At 38.3% G+C, this 21,047-nt stretch carries 19 protein-coding genes; 5 read left to right on the top strand and 14 right to left on the bottom strand.

Features of this window, described 5'->3' with window-relative positions:
• Window positions 1-110 precede the first annotated feature (110 nt).
• From MTO68_RS11925 to MTO68_RS11960, 8 genes are all read right to left on the bottom strand, one after another.
• Entirely contained in the window at window positions 111-2,315 is a 2,205-nt protein-coding gene (locus MTO68_RS11925; RefSeq protein ID WP_004720372.1) for an OsmC domain/YcaO domain-containing protein, read from the bottom strand.
• 246 nt (window positions 2,316-2,561) lie between these two features.
• On the bottom strand, window positions 2,562-3,152 hold the full coding sequence (locus tag MTO68_RS11930) for a TerD family protein (protein ID WP_004720371.1): 591 nt from the start codon (window positions 3,150-3,152) through the stop codon (window positions 2,562-2,564).
• Window positions 3,153-3,169: 17 nt separating this feature from the next.
• Complete coding sequence (locus MTO68_RS11935) at window positions 3,170-3,886, bottom strand: TIGR00266 family protein (protein WP_004720370.1); 717 nt, start codon at window positions 3,884-3,886, stop codon at window positions 3,170-3,172.
• 14 nt (window positions 3,887-3,900) lie between these two features.
• Window positions 3,901-5,208 carry a VWA domain-containing protein gene (locus MTO68_RS11940; protein WP_244012572.1) on the bottom strand — a complete coding sequence of 436 codons (1,308 nt, stop codon included), beginning with the start codon at window positions 5,206-5,208 and terminating at the stop codon, window positions 3,901-3,903.
• Between the two features lie 116 nt (window positions 5,209-5,324).
• A complete protein-coding gene (locus tag MTO68_RS11945; protein ID WP_244012574.1) occupies window positions 5,325-5,903 on the bottom strand; it encodes a TerD family protein in 579 nt (192 codons plus the stop codon).
• 3 nt (window positions 5,904-5,906) lie between these two features.
• On the bottom strand, window positions 5,907-7,019 hold the full coding sequence (locus MTO68_RS11950; RefSeq protein WP_244012576.1) for a DUF475 domain-containing protein: 1,113 nt from the start codon (window positions 7,017-7,019) through the stop codon (window positions 5,907-5,909).
• A 16-nt stretch (window positions 7,020-7,035) separates the two neighbouring features.
• Window positions 7,036-7,611 carry a TerD family protein gene (locus MTO68_RS11955; protein WP_004821599.1) on the bottom strand — a complete coding sequence of 192 codons (576 nt, stop codon included), beginning with the start codon at window positions 7,609-7,611 and terminating at the stop codon, window positions 7,036-7,038.
• A gap of 57 nt (window positions 7,612-7,668) precedes the next feature.
• Window positions 7,669-8,907: a TerD family protein gene (locus MTO68_RS11960; protein ID WP_244012578.1), complete on the bottom strand. Its 1,239-nt coding sequence runs from the start codon at window positions 8,905-8,907 to the stop codon at window positions 7,669-7,671.
• A gap of 365 nt (window positions 8,908-9,272) precedes the next feature.
• Here MTO68_RS11960 and MTO68_RS11965 point away from each other — a divergent pair, with 365 nt between their 5' ends.
• The 5 genes from MTO68_RS11965 to MTO68_RS11985 are packed head-to-tail and all read left to right on the top strand — an operon-like array spanning window position 9,273 to window position 14,207.
• Window positions 9,273-10,229 (top strand): ATP-grasp domain-containing protein, encoded by a 957-nt coding sequence (locus tag MTO68_RS11965; protein ID WP_228128950.1) that lies wholly within the window; start codon window positions 9,273-9,275, stop codon window positions 10,227-10,229.
• Window positions 10,230-10,234: 5 nt separating this feature from the next.
• Complete coding sequence (locus tag MTO68_RS11970; RefSeq protein WP_244012580.1) at window positions 10,235-11,356, top strand: phosphoribosyltransferase domain-containing protein; 1,122 nt, start codon at window positions 10,235-10,237, stop codon at window positions 11,354-11,356.
• A complete protein-coding gene (locus MTO68_RS11975) occupies window positions 11,346-12,125 on the top strand; it encodes an HAD family hydrolase (protein WP_244012582.1) in 780 nt (259 codons plus the stop codon). Before MTO68_RS11970 ends, MTO68_RS11975 begins: the two co-directional genes overlap by 11 nt.
• Window positions 12,118-13,284 (top strand): cysteine protease StiP family protein, encoded by a 1,167-nt coding sequence (locus MTO68_RS11980; protein ID WP_244012584.1) that lies wholly within the window; start codon window positions 12,118-12,120, stop codon window positions 13,282-13,284. Before MTO68_RS11975 ends, MTO68_RS11980 begins: the two co-directional genes overlap by 8 nt.
• Window positions 13,281-14,207, top strand: coding sequence for an HpcH/HpaI aldolase/citrate lyase family protein (locus MTO68_RS11985; RefSeq protein ID WP_004821613.1), 927 nt, complete (start codon window positions 13,281-13,283; stop codon window positions 14,205-14,207). Before MTO68_RS11980 ends, MTO68_RS11985 begins: the two co-directional genes overlap by 4 nt.
• A 27-nt stretch (window positions 14,208-14,234) precedes the next feature.
• Here MTO68_RS11985 and MTO68_RS11990 read toward each other — a convergent pair whose 3' ends face one another.
• From MTO68_RS11990 to MTO68_RS12015, 6 genes are all read right to left on the bottom strand, one after another.
• Complete coding sequence (locus tag MTO68_RS11990; protein ID WP_244012585.1) at window positions 14,235-15,764, bottom strand: lipopolysaccharide kinase InaA family protein; 1,530 nt, start codon at window positions 15,762-15,764, stop codon at window positions 14,235-14,237.
• 43 nt (window positions 15,765-15,807) lie between these two features.
• The gene (locus tag MTO68_RS11995) at window positions 15,808-17,685 is read right to left on the bottom strand and encodes a PP2C family serine/threonine-protein phosphatase (protein WP_244012587.1); all 1,878 of its coding nucleotides are present in this window, start codon (window positions 17,683-17,685) and stop codon (window positions 15,808-15,810) included.
• Between the two features lie 150 nt (window positions 17,686-17,835).
• A complete protein-coding gene (locus MTO68_RS12000) occupies window positions 17,836-18,888 on the bottom strand; it encodes a TerY-C metal binding domain-containing protein (protein WP_244012589.1) in 1,053 nt (350 codons plus the stop codon).
• A 103-nt stretch (window positions 18,889-18,991) separates the two neighbouring features.
• Window positions 18,992-19,627, bottom strand: coding sequence for a VWA domain-containing protein (locus MTO68_RS12005; RefSeq protein ID WP_004821620.1), 636 nt, complete (start codon window positions 19,625-19,627; stop codon window positions 18,992-18,994).
• Window positions 19,628-19,641: 14 nt separating this feature from the next.
• A complete protein-coding gene (locus MTO68_RS12010; RefSeq protein WP_151801410.1) occupies window positions 19,642-20,286 on the bottom strand; it encodes a TerD family protein in 645 nt (214 codons plus the stop codon).
• A 17-nt stretch (window positions 20,287-20,303) separates the two neighbouring features.
• Entirely contained in the window at window positions 20,304-20,942 is a 639-nt protein-coding gene (locus tag MTO68_RS12015; protein WP_034613146.1) for a VWA domain-containing protein, read from the bottom strand.
• Window positions 20,943-21,047 lie beyond the last annotated feature (105 nt).

The raw sequence follows: 21,047 nt of genomic DNA on the forward strand, positions 1-21,047 counted from the left end.
TAAACTTAATCCTTTGATTGAGTGATTTTTTAAATATTGTATTATTTTTAAAAATAAAAAACCCAAGACGAATCTTGGGTATTTCACTTATGTTCTAAAGTAAAATGCGTTTAACTTGCTAAGCCAACAGCTTTAGCACGTGCCTTATGTAACTTCTTATAGCTGTCAATAAGTCTTAAATGACGATCAAGCCCTTCAAGCTGCATACTGGTTTCAGTCAAACCATAAAAACGCATACTGCCGTCTAGAGAACCAATAACTGCATCCATTCGTTCATCACCAAACATACGACGGAAATTCGCTTCATAGTCATCTAAATCCATGTCGTCATCTAGTTCAACTTCAAGCATTACATTCATACACTGGTAGAACAAGCCGCGTTCTACAGTATTGGTATTGTATTGCAGGAATTGTTCAACTAAATCTTTGGCTTCTTCAAACTGTTGTAAAGCAAGATAAATCAACAGTTTTAACTCAAGGATGGTCAGTTGTCCCCACACAGTATTATCATCAAATTCAATCCCAATTAAAGTTACGATATCGGTGTAATCATCTACTTCAACTTCTTCAAGACGTTCAACTAAAGCTTCAAGTTGTTCATCATCTAAACGATGAAGATTTAAGATATCTTCACGGAATAACAATGCTTTGTTAGTATTGTCCCAAATTAAATCTTCAACCAAATAAATTTCAGAATAATCAGGCACAATGATACGGCAAGCTGTCGCGCCTAAGTGTTCATAGACTGCCATATAGACTTCTTTGCCCATTTCTTCAAGAATGTTTAGCATGGTCTTTACTTCTTCAGCATTGGCATTTTCACCTGCACTGCTAAAATCCCACTCAACAAAGTCATGGTCTGATTTTGCACTAAAGAAACGCCAAGACACCACACCACTTGAATCGATAAAATGTTCAACAAAATTATTCGGTTCAGTCACCGCATTACTGCTAAAGGTTGGTTTAGGTAAATCATTTAAACCTTCAAAACTACGACCTTGTAATAACTCGGTTAAGCTACGCTCTAAAGCAACTTCAAGCTTAGGATGTGCACCAAACGATGCAAAAACGCCGCCTGTACGTGGGTTCATCAACGTGACACACATCACTGGAAATTCACCACCCAACGATGCATCTTTAACCAAGACTGGAAAGCCTTGTTCTTCTAGGCCTTTAATGCCCTCAACAATACGCGGGTATTTTGCTAAAACGTCTTTTGGCACATCTGGAAGTGTAATTTCTCCCTCTAAAATTTCACGTTTAACCGCACGTTCAAAAATTTCAGATAAACACTGTACTTGAGCTTCGGCTAAGGTGTTTCCTGCACTCATACCATTGCTTAGATATAAGTTTTCAATCAAATTTGATGGGAAATATACAACTTCTTGATCTGATTGGCGTACAAACGGTAATGAACAAATCCCACGCTCAGTATTACCTGAGTTGGTGTCATACAAATGTGTACCTAACAATTCATTGTCTGGGTTATATATCTCTAATGTGTATTCATCCAATATTTCTTTAGGTAGCGCTCCATTTGGTCCTGGTTTAAACCATTTTTCATCTGGATAATGTACAAACTCAGCATTGGCAATGTCTTGACCCCAAAATTGGTCGTTATAGAAGAAATTACAATTTAAACGCTCAATGAACTCGCCTAATGCCGAAGCCAAAGCACTTTCTTTGGTTGAACCTTTACCATTGGTGAAACACATTGGAGATTGCGCATCACGAATATGTAATGACCATACATTTGGAACAATATTTCGCCATGAGGCAATTTCAATTTTCATTCCCAAACCTGCCAGAATCTCTGACATATTGGCAATAGTTTGCTCTAAAGGTAGATCTTTACCTTCAATATAAGTTGAGCTTTCTTGTGCTAAGTTTGGCATGAGCAATGCTTGTGCATCTGCATCAATACTTTCAACTTCTTCAATAACAAATTCAGGACCTGTTTGGATGACTTTTTTAACGGTACAACGGTCGATCGAACGCAAAATACCTTGACGATCTTTATCCGAAATATCCGCAGGTAGTTCAACCTGAATTTTAAAAATTTGTTTATAGCGGTTTTCAGGATCGACAATATTGTTTTGAGATAAACGAATATTATCTGTCGGGATATCACGAGCTGCACAATATACTTTGACAAAGTAAGCAGCACACAAAGCAGATGATGCAAGAAAATAATCGAAAGGACCCGGCGCAGAGCCATCACCTTTATAGCGAATGGGTTGATCAGCAATTACTGTAAAGTCATCGAACTTGGCTTCTTGTCGAAGATTGTCGAGGTAATTGACTTTGATTTCCATGTGGGCACCTAAATATTCTTATGTGTTGGCATGGACACATAAAATTTAAATATTGAAAAATAAGCCGAATCACGGAGAAGAAATTGACTTAAAACGAACCAACCTCAACTGAGGTCAGTAATAATGGACGCTATTATAGAATTATTTTACACAATTGATAACTTTAGAATGGAAAGATTGAAAATACTTTAAACAAAAGCCATTTCTAGAAATGGCTTTGTTGATTAAAAATTTTTACAGCCGCGCTTAAAGCACTGGAATGATCGAAGGAAGCATGTCATGAATGGTCTTACCATTACAGGTATCGCCAATTGCAGACATTTTCCATGCGCCATTGTGGCGATAAACTTTAGCGATAATCAAAGCAGTATAATTACCTTTGGCTGAAAGGTTATATTTTGCGATTTCAGTATTGGTATTTGAGTCGACTAAACGACAAAATGCATTTTCAACTTTTTCAAAAGTTTGACCACGGAAACTACTAATTGTAAAAACCAGTGCTTTGACTTGTGGTGGAATTTTGGTTAGATCAACATGAATCACTTCATCATCGCCATCACCAGCACCTGTACGGTTATCCCCTGAATGCCAAATACTGCCATCCTTACTTTTTAATTGTCCAAACCATACTGCATCAAGTGGTTGGTTGTTTTCGTCAAAAATAATGACAGACGCATCAAGGTCGATTGAATCACCACCACCGCCACCAAAAAGACCACCTAAAAATCCACCACTCTTAGCCACATCCCAGCCTGCACCAAGATAAATTTTGGTCAAAGATGAACCATCACCTTTTTCTAAAGAGATTTTTTGACCTTTTACTAAACTAATACTCATGTGTTTCCCTCATAGATTTAATTGTTTCTATTTAAATTTAAAGCTGAAGATAACCATGTGAGGTAACTCTTGCGATTTCGGGAACAAATAATGACTTTGCCATTACCCCTAAACTTAAGCACCATACCTTCACCACTGGTAAAACTATTTAAAAGATTTCCAACAATTCCGCGGTTTTGTGAACTTGGCATACCAATGTTGTAACTTAAAGACGAATCCCATGCCACAACATGGCCATTATCAATGGTGGTTTCTCCGTTCTGAGTGCTTACATCGACTTCCATCAAGGTGCCACAACCAGAAATACACAGTTGTCCTTGGCCTGATGATTCCATCACCACAAAACCACCTGTATCACCAAAAAATCCACCACCTAAATTTGCTTGAATCTTGGCTTTAACATTGACATGTTCTGTTGCTGCAACAAAAGCCCCATCAGATAAAGTGTATTGCTGAGGGCCAATGTTAAGAATTTGCATATCTCCATCTATGTTTGGAGAAAGTAGACACTGTCCATGACCAAATGATGCTTTGATTTCTTGCTGAAACAGCGATTCACCTGTGGTAAATCTACGCATAAATGATTGAAATAAGCCGCCGCGTAAATTCCCTGCTAATTCTAAATTTTGTTCAATCATGACCATTGCATCAGATTCACAAAATATTTTTTCTCCCTGTACCAAATCGACCAATAGAAATGGTTCTGGACTGCCTACAAGTTCAAATTTAGCCATCGATTGTCCTCACTTTATCGAATAATGTTTTTATTTTTCGCTTCTTTTAACCACAGTGGAAATTCCTGAAGCAGCGCATCATACAGTTGTGCTTCAGGCATACTTTGAATATTGCTCATTTCAAAAAAATTGCAATTATCTACTACTCGCCCATCCATGGTATCGAGTTGTTCCAACACACCATAGTTACGGCCGCCGATACCCACGAACTGCCAAAAAATAGGAAAACTGGACGCATTTTTAAGAATATTTTTAATCTTTTTACTTTCACTGACCCCGCCATCTGAAACAAAGACCACATAAACGGGTAAGTGAGATGGGTTTTCTTGGGTGAAATACTGGATCACGGCTTCAAGTACAGCGGGTTCATTATTGTAACGTGCACCCGCTTTCCACTTTGGATGACCGCCTTGATCTGTATTGACAAAATTTTCTAAGTTGTTCAAGGTAACATCGCTTAATCGCAATGATTTTTCTGCAAATGCCCAGCACTCAAAACTGCCATCATCATCAAAATTGACTGCCAAGGGCATAATTCGGTCAAGTACTTTTTGCACATCACCTTTAATATACTGTTGGTGCATTGAACCTGAATAATCTAGCACTAAAGCCACACGAGCTTTTACATCGAGTAAATTGTTTTTTTCTAAACTGATCAAAGATTTTTTAGTAATGTCTACCAAATGCGGTGCTGCATTTTGGATTTTATCCAATACCACTTTCTTTTTCAGATCAATCGTAGATGCGCTATTGCTTATGGATGGGTTTGCTGTTGATGGAGTAGCTGCTGCACTTTCTTCAACTTCTCCCCCAAAGTGCTCAACCAAAGCCTTTAAGCCACCATTAAAACCTTGACCAATTGCAGCGATACGCCAAGCATCACTTTTAAAGTAAATCTCAGTCAGCATCACAGCTTTTTCTTGGCTAAAATTAGAACCATTTAAAACATAACTGGCAACAACCTGACCCTGTTGATTAGCTAACTCAACCTGAATCGATTGTATATTTTGAATTTGAGACTGTTCATTGGCTAAGGTTGCACAAATAACAAAACGTGACGTTCGTGTTGCGTCTATCTTGTTTAAATCAAAGGTAAAATTATGTATATTCCCTTGAAGCTGATATTGAACTTCACCTTTCGGAGTCTGTGGCTGATTATAGAAAGTCATATAATCATCATGGAAAAGTTTATCGTTTGGCGCAATACCAAAACTAGAAATATCGATTTCAAAAGGTGCTTGAACTTGTACACTTACTTTAAACTGTGTCTCTGTCTGCAACAATTGGTGAAGTGCCAGTTTTTGGCCAGTGATGAATTGCATTGTTGTTCTCTATTTAGTACTTGAAAATAATTTTTACTGTGTCCATAAATGAACCGATTTAAACCGAATCACTTTCAAGTACTAAAAGATAAATCTTTTAGTACTGATTTTAAAAATTAAACTGCAACACCATAACTTGCAGCCAAAGCGCCTAAGCCGCCGTTAAAACCTTGACCCACTGCTTTGAATTTCCACTCACCACTATGACGGTATAATTCACCAAAGATCATCGCAACTTCTGTACTACCGTCTTCAGATAAGTCAAAACGTGCAAGTTCATCTGCATTGCTATCTTTATTGATTACACGGATATAGGCTTTGTCGACCATACCGAAGTTTTGACCATTTTGTTGGCCTTCATGAATGGTTACAGCAAATACAATTTTAGCCACATCTGCTGGAACTTTAGATAAATCAACTGAAATTGTTTCGTCATCACCATCACCGTCACCTGTACGGTTATCACCGTTATGGTTGACAGAACCACAAGGAGAAGTTTTTTGGTTAAAGAAGATGAAGTCGCCATCTAAACGAACTTTGCCATTTTCACCAGTCAGAAAAGCAACAGCATCCAAGTCAAATGCTTTACCATCTGTAACACGAGGATTCCAGCCTAAACCTAAGTCTACTTTATTCATTGTAGGCGCTGTTTTAGACAGATTGATGTTACCGCCTTTTGATAAATTAATAGCCATTTTTTAGTTTCCTTTGTCAGTTGTTGTTTCAAGAGATTCTTTTTTACTATAAGAAATTGATGAGATCACTGCCCAAACAATAAACGCAACACCAATCAGACCTGTTACGACTTCAGGTACATGTAAGCCTGTACCACTTGCAAGCATGATGAATGCAAGTGCACCAATCGCATAATGCGCGCCATGTTCTAAATAAACATAAGCATCAAGTGTACCTTTTTCTACAAGATAAACCGTCATCGAACGCACGAAGATTGCACCGATTGCCAAGCCCAGCATAATAATTACCACATCACTGGTAATTGCAAAAGCACCGATTACACCATCGAAACTAAAAGACGCATCAAGTACTTCAAGATACAAGAAGCCACCGATACCGCCTTTGATAATTGTACCTGTGACTGGTGCACCATTATTTGAACTGGTTTGTTCAGTCGCTGGTTCTTGCTCATCATCATGTGAACCGCCTTCAAGCAAGTGTCCGATCACCTGAACACCGACATACACCACAATTCCCCAGATCCCAGCCATAGTTACAACAAGGCGAGAAGATTCAGGTACAAAATTAGCCATAACCAATAATGCACATAATGAAATAAACACTGAAATCGCTTGAATATTGCCTAGATCAGCGAGTTTTGACTCCAACCAATGGAACCAATGCTCATCTTTTTCATCATCAAATAAGAAGTTAAGGAACACCAAAAGTAAGAACATACCACCAAATGCTGCAATTTCAGCATGGTGTGCCATGAGTTTTTCAGAGTAGGTTTTTGGATCGTTCAACGCGAGTTTTGCGACTTCTATCATCCCCATGTCTGCAGTGACGCCAACAATGAGTAATGGAAAGATTAAACGCATACCAAATACAGCGATAACAATACCGACTGTCAAAAATAAGGTTCGCCAGAAATGATTCCAGTGCTTAAGTACTGAAGCATTTACCACAGCATTATCAAATGATAAAGAAACTTCCATTACTGCAAGAATTGCAGTAATTGCCAATGCCTTGAACATGGCCATTAAGCCGGCTTGGGGCCCATGTGTAAAACCCCAATACGCTGAAATTGCTAAACAAATGATGGTAAAAAGAATCGAAAAGCGAAAATGTTTCATCCATTGAACTCTTATATTAGATGCTTATACCGAACTGTTGGCACATTGCGCTTAAACCGCCAGCATAACCCTGTCCTACAGCTCGAAACTTCCACTCACCATTGTGGCGATATAATTCACCAAAAATCATGGCAGTTTCTGTTGAATAATCTTCATTCAAATCGAAACGAACAATTTCAGTATTGCTTTGATCATTTACCACGCGAATAAACGCATTTTGAACTTGACCAAAATTTTGACCGCGACTCTCGCCTTCATGAATGGTAACTGTAATCGCAATCTTTTGAACATCTGCAGGTACTTTCGCCAGATTAATACGAACCGCTTCATCATCACCATCACCCGCACCTGTACGGTTATCGCCTGTATGTTCAACAGAACCTTCAGGTGAACGGGTTTGGTTATAGAAAATGAAATCATGTTCACCACGGACTTTACCGCTTTCACTTAATAAAAATGCCGAAGCATCTAAGTCAAAATCTGTTCCGTCAGTTGCACGCGCATCCCAACCTAAGCCGACCAAAACTTGGTTTAAACTTGGGTCAGTTTTGCTTAAAGATAAGTTGCCACCTTTGTTTAATGAAATTGCCATTTATATTTCCTCTACTTTATTGCAGTGTGCATTGGTTGTTCAAATATATGCAGTCGATTAATTTTTAGAACCATGTGTCCATCGGAAACCGAAACCATAATGTTCATCTAAATATTTTTGATCTTTAAAATAACGAACTTCTCGGTTGGCTTGTATAGTGCCATTGTTATTCTTTAATTCTACAATAGAACATGTTGTCAATTGATTACCATCTGTCAAATGAACTTCAATTTCGGGTTGGTCTGGGATCTTAATGGTGACCACGCCATCCGTTGCTGCCCATTGCGCAGCACCCTGATAAATATAAGCATAAATCACAATACGCTCAATTTGATCCCACTGATTACCATTAATGTGCAGATTTTCACCCTGTACAGATGAACCAGTACGATCATCGCCATCAAGCTGAATAAATGGTTTGATCTCAAAACGACCAAAACGATTGCCCAACGGTTGTACTAAATCAATTTCACCATTTTTAAGTTGTACCATCGCGCCAAGATCCAGATCTATTGCACTTGAACCCGATAGTTTCTGAAAAAATGATTGGGATTTGGGCTGGCTTTTATTCCAGTTTAAATTGACTGAAATTTTTCCAAAACCATTGCCTTTTTTGCTTAAATTGATGGTTGAATTGTTTTTATCTAGTCTGATTTTAGACAAATTAATATTTGAATTTGAATTTGAATTTGAATTTGTAGGTGTAGGTGTAGGTGTAGGTGTAGGTGTAGGTGTAGGTGTAGGTGTAGGTGTAGGTGTAGTATTTTTCACTTCATCGGCAATCACAACACCAAAGTTTTCTGCCAATGGCTTTAATCCGCCATTAAATCCTTGGCCAACAAAGCGAAACTTCCATTGGTTGTTATGTAAATAAATCTCGGCAAGGATTAAGGCTTTTTCAGTTCTATTGCGAGTGTCCAAATGTGCAGTCGCAATACGCTGTTGTGCTGCATAAAGCTCAATATCAATCGGAACAATATTTCCAATGGTGTTTGGTTCATTGATCGTGACACAAATGGCGATTTTTTGAATTTGTGCATCTAAAAGTGCAGTATTGATTTTTAATTTGGTGAGATTTGGATTCTTCGATGACGATTCTAGCAAAACCACACTTTGATTGGATGTTTGACGTTGCCCATAAAAAATCATGTCCTGATCACCACGCACTTTAAGCGTGCCTTGGGCCAGTAAATACGCAGTAACATCTAATTCAATGTCAGATGAAAAACCTGTTTTAATACAAATTTCAATATCCTGAGCAGGTATTTGAATATTTCCACCAGCAACCAGCTGCATAAACCCTCCACTTTATAGATATATTATCGCTTTTTGATAAAATGAGTTTAAAATCATATGTTATTCAAATGAAGTTTTTTAAATTAACTTTCTTTATAAAAAACAAATAAAAATAGATGTGTTATGTTTTACCATAAAAATGACTAATCTCAAGTGTTTCAGTGTTTTTTTTCTTGGGGTTTGATTACTTTTACAAAATATTAAAATTAAATATTGTATCACTACGGGGAATTGTTATATTTTCCAGCGCATCAGATTAATCGCTTTAAAAACTTCGTTATTCTTTATAAAAATTTGAGATTAAATTAGCCGTGCTACAGCAATATAAAATTTGGATCGCCGAGTGTTATTCCTGTCAAAATGATATGATTCAATTACTGAAAAGTTCTAATATATCAAAACAACTGACTATATTTTGTTCTCATAGCCGTAATCGCCCCGAACTTGCCTTAAGTGCTGATGTTTATCTTCAGCAACCTGCTATTTCAAAGAGCGCTGAATGGTTATTAGAACAATGTATTGAACATAATATTCAACTGCTCTTCTGTGGAAAGCACAGCCAACATATTGAGCCGTTTAGAGCCCAATTTGAACAACATGCTATTCAGTTGATTACTGGTACACTCAGCTCAGAACAGCATGAGTTGATGAACAATAAATACCAGTTTACCTTACATTGCGAAGCGCAAAATTTATCTGTCATTCCAGCGTTATTAGCAAATTCCACAGAAACGCTGAAAAGATCTATTGAAACATTGCAGCTACAACATAGTGAGATCTGCGCTAAGCCTGTTTATGGGGTTTATGGTGCGGGTTTTGTCCGTTTACAGAATCATGTGTCGTACTTTAAAAACTTTAGCTCACCGACCAAATGTAATACCCAGCAATTTATAGAGGCATATAATCAACAGGAAGAGCCTGTTGAATATCTGATTATGCCGTATTTGGCTGGGCAAGAATGTTCAGTTGATATTGCTTGTAGTCAAGGAAAGATCATTGCTCAAGTAACTAGAATCAAACATGTTTATTTTCAAGAGTGTTTTTTGCAACATCCTTGTCATCAAATTTGTATAGATTTAGTCGATTATTTTCAATGTGATGGACTAATTAACATCCAATTTAAACAAGATGAAAGCTTGCAATGGCATATTCTTGAGATCAATCCACGCCCTGCTGGTGGTTTTGCTTATACACAACATACGGGAGTCAATTTGATTGCCGAACTGATTGCTGAAAAATTAAATTTGAACTTAGTTCGAGCACCGCAACAATCGCCTGTTAAAGCTTTACCGATTGCCCATAGTATAAAATTGGATTTGTAATATAGATGAAGCATATAGATTTAAGTCGTGGGCGAATCACTGTTCAAGTTAACCAACAACATAGCCACTGGGCTTTAGATGATTTATTAGATTTTGCAGAAAGAATTAATCCTAAAAGAGCATTTTTATTTGTTTCCAAAGTATTGGGGAAACATATTCCTGTTGCACCCTCTGTCATGCAGCGTAGCTATAGCGATTTAGCCAGTTTAGTGCCTACAGATTTAGCTGGGCCAATTTGTGTCATTGGTATGGCTGAAACAGCCGTCGGTTTAGGTGCTGGGGTTTATCGTGAATTAAAAAAACAACATGGCAAAAATGCGATTTTCTTAACCACAACACGACACCCTATATCGACCTTACCAACATTGGGGCTTTTTCTAGAAGAACATAGTCATGCACAAGATCAGTTTATTCTAAGCAGCCACGATTCAGTTAAACATCAGCAAGTGATTGATTCAAAGACTTTGATTTTAATTGATGATGAAATTTCAACAGGGAAAACCTTTAAAAATCTGATCAATAGTTTAACCAATTCCGGTTTGCAGCAAGTTGAACGCGTGATCTTGGTCACGTTGGTGAACTGGGCCGAACACAGTCTTGCAACGGATGAGCTTGATATCCCTGTGGAAGTGGTTTCATTATTGCAAGGAAATTGGCAGTGGCAAGCGAATCAACACAATATTCAGGTTAATATGCCCAATGTCAGCTCCACTGAGCAACAGGCACAGAAAATTATTGCACCAAATAATTGGGGGCGTGAGCCAGGTTATTTAGAATGTACGCCATGGGAACATATTCACCTCAATCATCCAGGCGAAAAAATACTTGTACTCGGTTCAGGCGAGTTTAGTTGGATCCCTTTTCTTATTGCAGAACAGTTGGAACAACAAGGTGCTGAAACTTATTTTAGTTCAACAACCCGTTCACCGATCATGCAAGGACATGCGATAAAAAGTATTTGCCAGTTTCATGATAATTATGGGTTAAATATCCAAAATTTTGCTTATAACGTAAAACATCAAGAATTTGATCGGGTGCTTTTGGTGATTGAAACACATCAAGATAGTGTAGACCCAAGCTTGTTTGAACAAATTAAAAATTTGGAAGTGATCAGTTATGAACCCTAAACCTTTGGTCTTTGTCGACTTGGATGACACTTTATTTCAAACTTATCGAAAACAACAACCGACACCACAACATCAGATGGTGACTACGGATGTTTCAGGACAACCACTTTCATATATGAGCCCAAAACAGCAGTCTTTTTTGAATTGGTTGCTTGAATCTGCTGAAGTTGTGCCTGTGACTGCTCGTTCAGTTGAAGGCTTTAAACGTGTACAAATCCCCTTTCAATATGGTGCGATTTGTTCCCATGGTGGCACGATTTTGGATCAAAATTTAGCCGCGGATACAGACTGGTTTGATCTTCAAAAACAACATGAAATTCAACTCAATGGCATACTGACTGACTTGCCAGATGCTTTGCATGACTATGCCAAAGATTTGGGTGCAGTCAGAACTTGGACCTTGGTTGAAAATGAACTGAGTATTTATTCTGTTGCAAAGCAACAGCAAGCTGGTGCGTTATTTTTAGATCAGCTTGTTGAAAAATTACCTAAAACGCTACTAGAACAATGCTATATCCATATCAATGGCAATAATCTGGCGATTATTCCACATCATGTCAGCAAACAAAGCGCGGTTGAGTTTTATATTCAAAAACATGATCCACAGCGAGAACGTATTATTTTAGGTTGGGGCGATAGTCTATCAGATGCTGGATTCCTCAGCTGTTGTGATTGGTTTGGAATGCCAAAAAGCAGCCAGTTAGATAAGTTTCTCAATACCCATTTAAGCCATGATTTTGACACTAAAGGATATTTAGGTCATGTCTAATGCATTGATCACACCACTCAATCCAATCTTGAGTAAACTTGGCTTTCACGGTTCATATCGTCCCGAAGATGTCACTTTTTTGATGCAGATTGATGATATTCAACCCACTGCAGTTGAAGAAAAAGAATATCTGATTCAGTCAGGAAAAATGCACTATTCACAAATGATCAGTGCTGAACATCCACCAACGGATGAACAGATGCAACATTATCAGCATGCCTTTGAACAAGGTGCACAGCGCCTTGCCGAAGAAGTTCAGAAACTTGGCAACAGTTTGATGCAACGTTTTCCCAAACAAGAGATTGTTTTGGTGAGCTTAGTTCGTGCTGGTGTTCCTTTAGGTGTTTTACTTAAGCATTACCTTGAAAAGCATCAGTCTTGCTATCACTATGGTATTAGTATTATTCGTGATCGTGGTGTCGACTTTGCTGCACTGCAAGCGATTATTGAACAACATGGTGCTGAAAATATCGTTTTTGTAGATGGCTGGACAGGTAAAGGCGCAATATGCAAAGAACTCACAAAAAATCTACAAGACATTCCTGAGCTCTTTGATGAAAATTGGCAGATCCCGCGTTTAGTTACCCTGTCTGATTTGGGTGGTTATTCTTGGTTAAGTGCCAGTACAGATGATTGGTTGATTCCATTTGGGATATTGGGTTCAGTGATCTCTGGACTGACTTCTCGGACGATTTTAAAAGAAAGCATAGAACAGCAAGATGCCCGAAACAATTGCTACCAGACACAAAAATGGCATAGTTGTTTGATCTATGATCAGTTAAAACCTTATGACCTTTCTGTTAATTTTATTGAGAAAATACGACTGTTGATTGAACAAAACCCAACGGATAAACAGGTGAACTGGAACAATCAAATTCGTTTAGTACAACAGCAGCAATGTGCAGAAACGATTGACTGGATTGCAGCACAATATGCGATTCAAAATATTAACCATATAAAACCCAGTATTGCTGAAGCAACCCGTGCAGTTTTAAGACGCGTACCTGAGCGAATCTTATTAAAAGACGAATCTAATCCTCATGTACAATTATTATTGCACTTTGCACGTGAGCGAAATATTCCAGTCGATATTCTGGGAACAAAATTAGGTCCTTATCACGCAGCAACATTGATAAAAAAAGTAGAGAAGAACAAATGAAGCCACTTTTACACGCCATTGAACTTGGCGCGACCATGTATATTCCAGCAACACATGAACAATTGTGGGAAGTTACCCAAGGAATTAAATTTCCGCAGATTAAATCAATTGCGGTATGCCTTGAAGATGCTGTACTCGAATCAGATGTTCAAACGGCGATGGTGAATTTAAAACATTTATTGCAAAGACGACTAGATGAACCCAGTTTAAAAGCCCCTGCCATTTTTATCCGCCCTAGAAATATGGAAATGGCAAAGCACATTGTCGACTGGGACCTAAATCAAACATTTAATGGCATGATTTTGCCTAAGTTTAATGTATTTAATCTAAAAAACTGGATGAATGTATTACCAGCCAATTTACAATATATGCCTACGCTTGAAACCAAAGAAATCTTTGATGTGGCACACAATATTGAACTTTACCAAGCCCTTAAATATGACTTTCATAAAACATTATGTTTAAGGATTGGTGGCAATGACCTCTTGTCCTGTTTAAATCTGCGTAGACCCAAAAACACCACGATTTATCAAACGCCTGTGGGCATTTTGATTTCACAATTGGCGGGATTATTTATTCCCAATGGTTTTCAGCTGAGTTCGCCCGTTTGTGAACATTTTGAAAATACACAGCTATTGATGCAAGAGCTTGAACAAGACATGAATAATGGAATTTATACCAAAACGGCAATTCACCCTGCTCAAATTGGTCATATCCATCATGCCTTGCAAGTTCAACCAGAAGAGTTTCATGAGGCTCAGTTAATCTTAGCCCACGATGCTAAAAGTGTATTTAAATGTCATGGTTCAATGATCGAACCTGCAACCCATAAAAACTGGGCTGAAATGATTTTACTCAGATATAAAACTTTTGGTTTGGTCAAATCATCGTGTTCAACACATGACAAAATATTGGTGGTATAAGCCTTGATTAGAGGTTGAAGCAGCAAATTATGCTTCAACCATTTGTACTACAGCTAAACGACCACCATCTTGTTTAGAAAATAAAATTTGAACACCATCTTTTAATTCAATTTTACCGCCAATCGGAATCTGCGTTTTATTGGCAACATCGGTAAGATCAGGCATATCTTCATTAACCAACCACCATACATCATTATGTAAGACGAAATAGCCTTTTCGCTTGGTCTGTTCCGCGGTCAAGCGTTCATTCGGTGCAATCATATTATTGGTATGCCATGCGTAAATAGATTGGCCTGTCCACACCATTAAACGATGATTATCAGGTCTAAAATTACCTTGCTGCCGTGCTGAGTATAAATTGAGAATGGGTAATTTTCCTTTAAACGGCGTATGGCAAAATGGGCACTCAGGTTTAGTAGAGTTATCAAAGACATACCACTTTTGACCACAACGGTGATTATGACACGGCTGAATCAAATCCACTGTTTTAACCAAAGCTGTTTCCCAGTCGTTGGCTGAGGGGCGCTTGGCAGGATCATGTAAACCGTCGACAAAGCTTTTGATAAAGAGCTCAGACAAATACGGTCCAGTCACTGTAAAAGGTACTTTTGCAGGATCCCCCCACGGTTGCTGACTGACTTTAAGTTGAGTTGGTTTCACCTGATTACTATGATCTGTTGGGTGTTCAATAAACAGCGCTTTTTCACCCATTCCCAGCGTTTCATCCTTTTGCGGATCATTCATATCATGAATTTTTCCACCACGTAACGGATGTCGATAGAGCAAATACATATAAATCAATATCGCCAAAGCATGTTTATCTGTTGCAATACTGGGTAAATAACGATCGGGATTATCCTTGGATAAATGACTGGTGCGTACCACTTCTGGCGCAATAAAATCAGGAGTACCGACAACATCAGGTGGGTATTTACCAGGTACCACCAAACCATCAACATCGATAACGCTGGCACTCCCAGAAACAGGATCGACCAAAATATTTTTATAAGATAAATCTGAATGGGCCAAACCCGCAGCATGCATACGGCGTACTGCGCGAGAAATTAGAATTCCTATTTTAAGGTAATTTAGCCAAGTGCCTTTTTCTTTATCGTCGAGAAATCTGTTTTGGTTATTTGCACTTGCAAACCATTTCCCTTCTTTTTCTTTGCCTTTGATTTGCAGAAAATCATTGTTTTTTGAACCATATTCAAAGAAAAATTGTTTTCTATAGGTTGGGGCGGTAATCCCAAGCAAATTATTATATTCAACTAAACCATCTGGCCAGCAGAAAATATTCTTCCAATAATCCCCACCAATCCCATTAAAGATACTTTGCCACTTATTGCCTACAATTTCTTTTAAACGATCTTTTTGCTGCTCAAAGGTGGCTTTAGATTCATAAAACTTATTCTTTTCTTTACTGAAAAAGCACACCACATAACTACGATCAGGTGAAAAATATACATCTTTCATTGCACCTGAACCGATAATTTCATCTACAAATTCAATTTCACGTCCATCAACAGTTGTACATTTAATAATTTTTGCTGACATACTTGCCACCTTACACTATATTCTTCAAATACTTAGACATTATTTATACAGATGTTGTTGAATGCTTATTCCATAATACGGCCATGGTACGATCATCATGATGCCCAGCTGTAAAGAAATGCATCCATTCCAACAATGCTATATCAGCTGCTTCATTCTGTAGCAACGGATCCAGTTCATGGTATAAACTTTGCCATTTGTCAAAATTGGATAAGCCAGAATCTGTTTCAAATTTTGGATCTGAAATACCATCTGTCATCAACATAATCGCATGGGTATCTTTAAAGCAGCCTATTTTTAAACGGTTTGGAAATTCTGTTGCAATACTCAGATCTAGAAACTTGGTTTGTCCTGCATATTCACCACCATCTGGAACATTCATCAGACGCACATTGTCCTCGCTATATACTGCGATTGCACCGTCTCCCACTGAGAATGCACTGATAAAGGTTTTGTCAGCTAATTTACATACGACCGCAACCAGCAATGTGGTTGAAAAATCTTTAGTATTTGCCCCAATCTGTTCTGCTTGTAATTTGATTTGGTTAATAATTGATTTATAAATTTCATAATATACATGATGAAACTGCTCATTTAACTTCTTGGCAACTGCAACAGTTTCAGCATCCTGACTGCCCACTTGCCACTTTTCTAAATCAGCAATCAGGCTTTTAACCGTGTGTGGGTTTAAATAGTTTTTAAACTCATTTTCAACAATCTCTACCGCAATTCGAGAGCCTTCTCTGGAGTATTGCGCACTGCCTGCACCATCTGCCACAGTTAAAACCGACCAAGGTGTATTGTCGATTAAGGTAATAGAAAAATCGTCATCTCTAAATAAGCCTGCATGTTCATGTGAACGGCCACGACGACTTGCAGCGATAATTTTATAGTCCACGGCATCAATTAAGGCTTGATCCTGATGCGACTTACTAAATTTCTGCCCAGACTCAGGTTCAATGACTTTCCATAAACTGCGTGGGTCTGCAATGACATTCAACCGACACTGGGCGGAGCGTGTTTCTCCATCAGCAATAAACTGAAAAGAAAATTCGATTGAATCTGCTTGTAGTGGTTCACCACGAATACATTGTGTGGCTTCATCGAAATAAAAGCTGCTATCTGGAAATTTAAAGCTTTCAGATTTGAATGTTAATTGATTGACATCATGTTGTGAAATCACTGAAATTTGAGATTGATAGTGTTGTCCAACTCGGGCATTTTCAACCTGAAATTTAATGTCTTCATATTTACTTCGTCTAAACACAGATTCGATCTCTAATCTATTCTTCTCAGTTTCAGAAGATATTATTTCAGGGGTTGAGCTTATATTTTCAGAATCAATTGTCAGCTTGTTTACTAAATTGGGTTCAGTTGCAAAGGCTGATGTTTGCTCGACTTGATCTGCAACAACTTGCTGTTCAACTTGTAGGATCGGTGCCAGTTGCAATGTTGTATGAAGATCTAAAGTGATATTTTGCGTTTCGGAAATTGCTCCAACTAAGTTGGTGTTTTCAGATGATGTGTGGAATTGATCCAGATCGACTAAAGGCTCAGCACAATTTTGTTGAATATTTTCATCAAGCTTGACTTGGTCATCAACTCTAGCGTGTTGATTGGTTCCAGTTTGCTGATTAAGGCAGGCTTGCTCTTGAACATTCTTTTGTACAGTGGCTTGAGTTGTATCCGAGCTTATAATTTCATGCTGAGACTGTGCAGCAGATGCATTATCCAATAAATCAGCTTCATGAATATTGCTCAAACGCGGTGCAGCTATCTTCACTTTTTCCAATTCGTTGATGAGTTTTGAAAGTTGTTTGAGATTTTGTGGATCACTTAATAAAAATTGTGAAAAATCCTCACTGAAATCAGCAGGATTTTGTTCCAAAATTTGCTTTAATTTGCATACATCACTGTCCATTTTACCCTCTACTCATTTTTCTATTCTATTTGCTTGGTCACTTGGTCACTCACCAATCACGATGCACTTAAGCGTTAAGCGATATAGATTTTTAATATTGTTCAATGCAGCAATGCTTTAATCATGTATCAACACATCAACCGATAAAGCCTAACCTTGCCCACGGGTTAAATCAAAATCTCCATCACCAGAAGAAAAACTGATTTGTCGACGACACCACGGACAAACCACAGATTCCCGATAGCCGTCATAACACATCAAATTACCGCATGCACATACCGCAAAAGCGGTCTCAGAAAAACAATGTGGACATTCAGGGAAACCATCGAGTTCGGCTGTATTGATCTGCTTATTGGATGCATTATGATCTGACCAAGTAAAATACTCCTCAGATATCGCACTACAGGTATCTAACTTAAAATTATAGATATTGATATTTAAATCAGCTGGACCTTTGTACTGTAAATTACGTATATATTTGATGATATAAGGTTTATTCATCTTTTGGCAACGACCGACAAATATCGCACAGTGATCATCGGCTTTATTTTTTTGTAGAGATAATGCATCTTTTGCCAAACGCATATAACGCTCATCAATCGGCAACAGGTCATCTTTTTGTTGATGGCTACCAATACTGATACTTTGTGACACTACAGAGGCTGTGATCCACTTACACAAACCTTTGACATATTCTTGATTGATCTGATCAATTGAAATGGTATTTTCAGTGATCTTACTCAGCACAGAAAAATCAACATCTGCACCTAGACCAATGGCGACAACCGTCGCTTTATGCGCATATTTGGCATTCCAACGTTGAATTGCCTGATCATATTCATCGGTTGGACGACCATCGGTAAATATATAGACCATTGGCTTCCAGTCGCCTTTGACTTCACTGGTGGTTTTCATCACATAACGATCAATTTCCTGACCCAAATGATCTAAAGCTTTACCCAAATGAGTCCCACCACCCAAGGGCAAATTAAAGTGATTAAAGGCAAATAACTCAGTTAAAGGGACCAATGTTCTGACAATCCCTGCATATGCAATCACTGAAACATATACAGTTTCAAGTGCGTAAGGATCTTTCCTTAAACTGCTTAAAATAAATTCCACACCCTCTTGAACTGATTCAAGCGGCTGCCCGACCATTGATTCAGAACAATCAAGAACAAAAAATACCGGTAAACGGCGCATAACTTCACCTACATTATTTTTATCATATTATTCAAATAGCTAAATCAAACAGATAAGCGCTGATCTGTTTGATTTAACATTTTTATCGTCACGTAATCGCCAGCTATAAAACCAACTGAATTTCGGCGGGTGGTGGTGGTAAAGAAATTGAATCGGATACTCCTGCACTACTGCTACCAGCAACCACACTTGCAGAAACCCACTTAAAGAAGCTGGCAAAACTATTTGAGTCCATGGTGTCTAACACAACCACTTGATCCGTCAATTGTAGCAAAGATTCAGTTTTCGCTTTTGGCCCCGCAGCACAAGCGACAATCGTGGCAAAATTAAGCTGTTTAATTGTGGGAACGATTTGCTGATAAGCATAGACATCTGAGGGTGAACCATCTGTCATCAAGAACAATAACGGACGCCAATCGCCTTTAACATCATTGCTACTTTTCTGCACATTCTGTTGTACTTCTTGTGCCAGTAATTCCAGTGCTGCCCCCATAAATGTTGCACCCACATTCGGCACATCTAGATCGGGAATTTGAACTTGATCCAAAGGGGTAAGCGGCAAATAAACTTTTGCTTCAATGTCAAAAGTGATCACACTTAAATACACGCTTTCAAGCGCATAAGGATCTTGCCTTAATGCACTGAGCATCGACTGCAAGCCCACATTCACCGAGTGAATTGGCTCACCACGCATAGAGCCAGATGTATCCAATAAAATATATACAGGTAAACGGCGCATTATATTCTCATTTTTTAACTATATTTTTTTAACCATTCCACGAAATTATCCGCGGGTGATGCATTACCGACCGCATTAAATTTCCAACCACTATTTTCTCTGACCAGTTCAGCAAATAATAATGAACGTTGTTGATCATATTGACCGATACCTGATAAATCAAAACGCACCATTTCTTTGCCAGTACCATCGACAGCACGAATAAAGGCATTTTTCACCTGACCAAAATGCTGATTATTTTTTGCACCATTGTAAATTTGCACAATAAAAACAATCTTGTGATATTCAGCTGCCAAGCTATTTAATTTGACAATAATTTGCTCATCATCGCCGTCGCCAGCACCTGTACGGTTATCTCCAGTCAGCCAAATTTGCCCTGAACGATGTTTTAAATTATTAAAAAAGATAACATCACTATTTTCGAGTGTGGCTTGACCTGCGGCATTCCAGCCCAGATCTTTTACTTTTCCACTGGCATCACATAAAAATGCCACCACATCTAGATCGTGTTCTTCGCTCTTTGCACCCGAAAATAATCCGCCTAAAAAGCCTTTCTTTTGCTCAGTGATATCCCAACCGAGTCCAATCGTCACTCGTTCTAAATCATGTTTAGATTTTTCAAGGCTGAGTCCTTGACCTTTCGCCAATGTAATTGCCATGCTAGTTTCCTTTATTTTTATAGAACCACATTCACTTCAGGTGGTGGTGGTGGAAGATCATTTAAACCTGTGACTTCTTTTTGACCTGCATCTACTTTTTGGCTACCTGTAGAAATACTTGCAGAAACCCATTTAAAGAAGGCTTTAATGGTATTTGAATCTGCAGTTGCAAGTTCTACCACAACTTCTGTAATTTGTTTGAGAATACTGCTATCTGCATTATGCCCCGCTGCACAAGCAATAATCATCCCCGTCTTGGCTTGTTTTAGTTTTGCAAAACCTTTAGTCCAATCATCCGTTGGTGCACCATCTGTCATAATAAAAACTAAGGGTTTCCAGTCACCACGGGTATCAGGTGTGGTTTTTTGCACTTCCTGATCAATTTTATCTGCCAGTAATCCCAGTGCTTCACCCAACTGTGTAGTCCCTGTTGCCTGTAATTGAGGGGGTTGAAACATCGCAATTTCAGTTAATGGAATCAGTTGTTTGGCTTGAGTATCAAAGGTAATAATAGACAAATAGGCTGTTTCGAGCGCATAAGGATCTTGTCTGAGTGAAGAAACCAGTATTTCAACACCATTTTTAACGGCTTCAATCGGTTCACCATGCATCGAACCTGAGGTATCTAATAATAAATATACGGGTAATCTTCTCATTTGTTTATCTCTGTTGAATGTCTCGTTAATTTTTAATCTTTATGCATATGTTTATATAAAAAATTGAACTAAAAACAAAGCTTTTTTATCATTTTTAATACCTAA

Origin of the sequence: Acinetobacter sp. NyZ410 (genome assembly GCF_022828975.1) — a bacterium.
Classification (GTDB): Bacteria; Pseudomonadota; Gammaproteobacteria; order Pseudomonadales; family Moraxellaceae; genus Acinetobacter; species Acinetobacter guillouiae.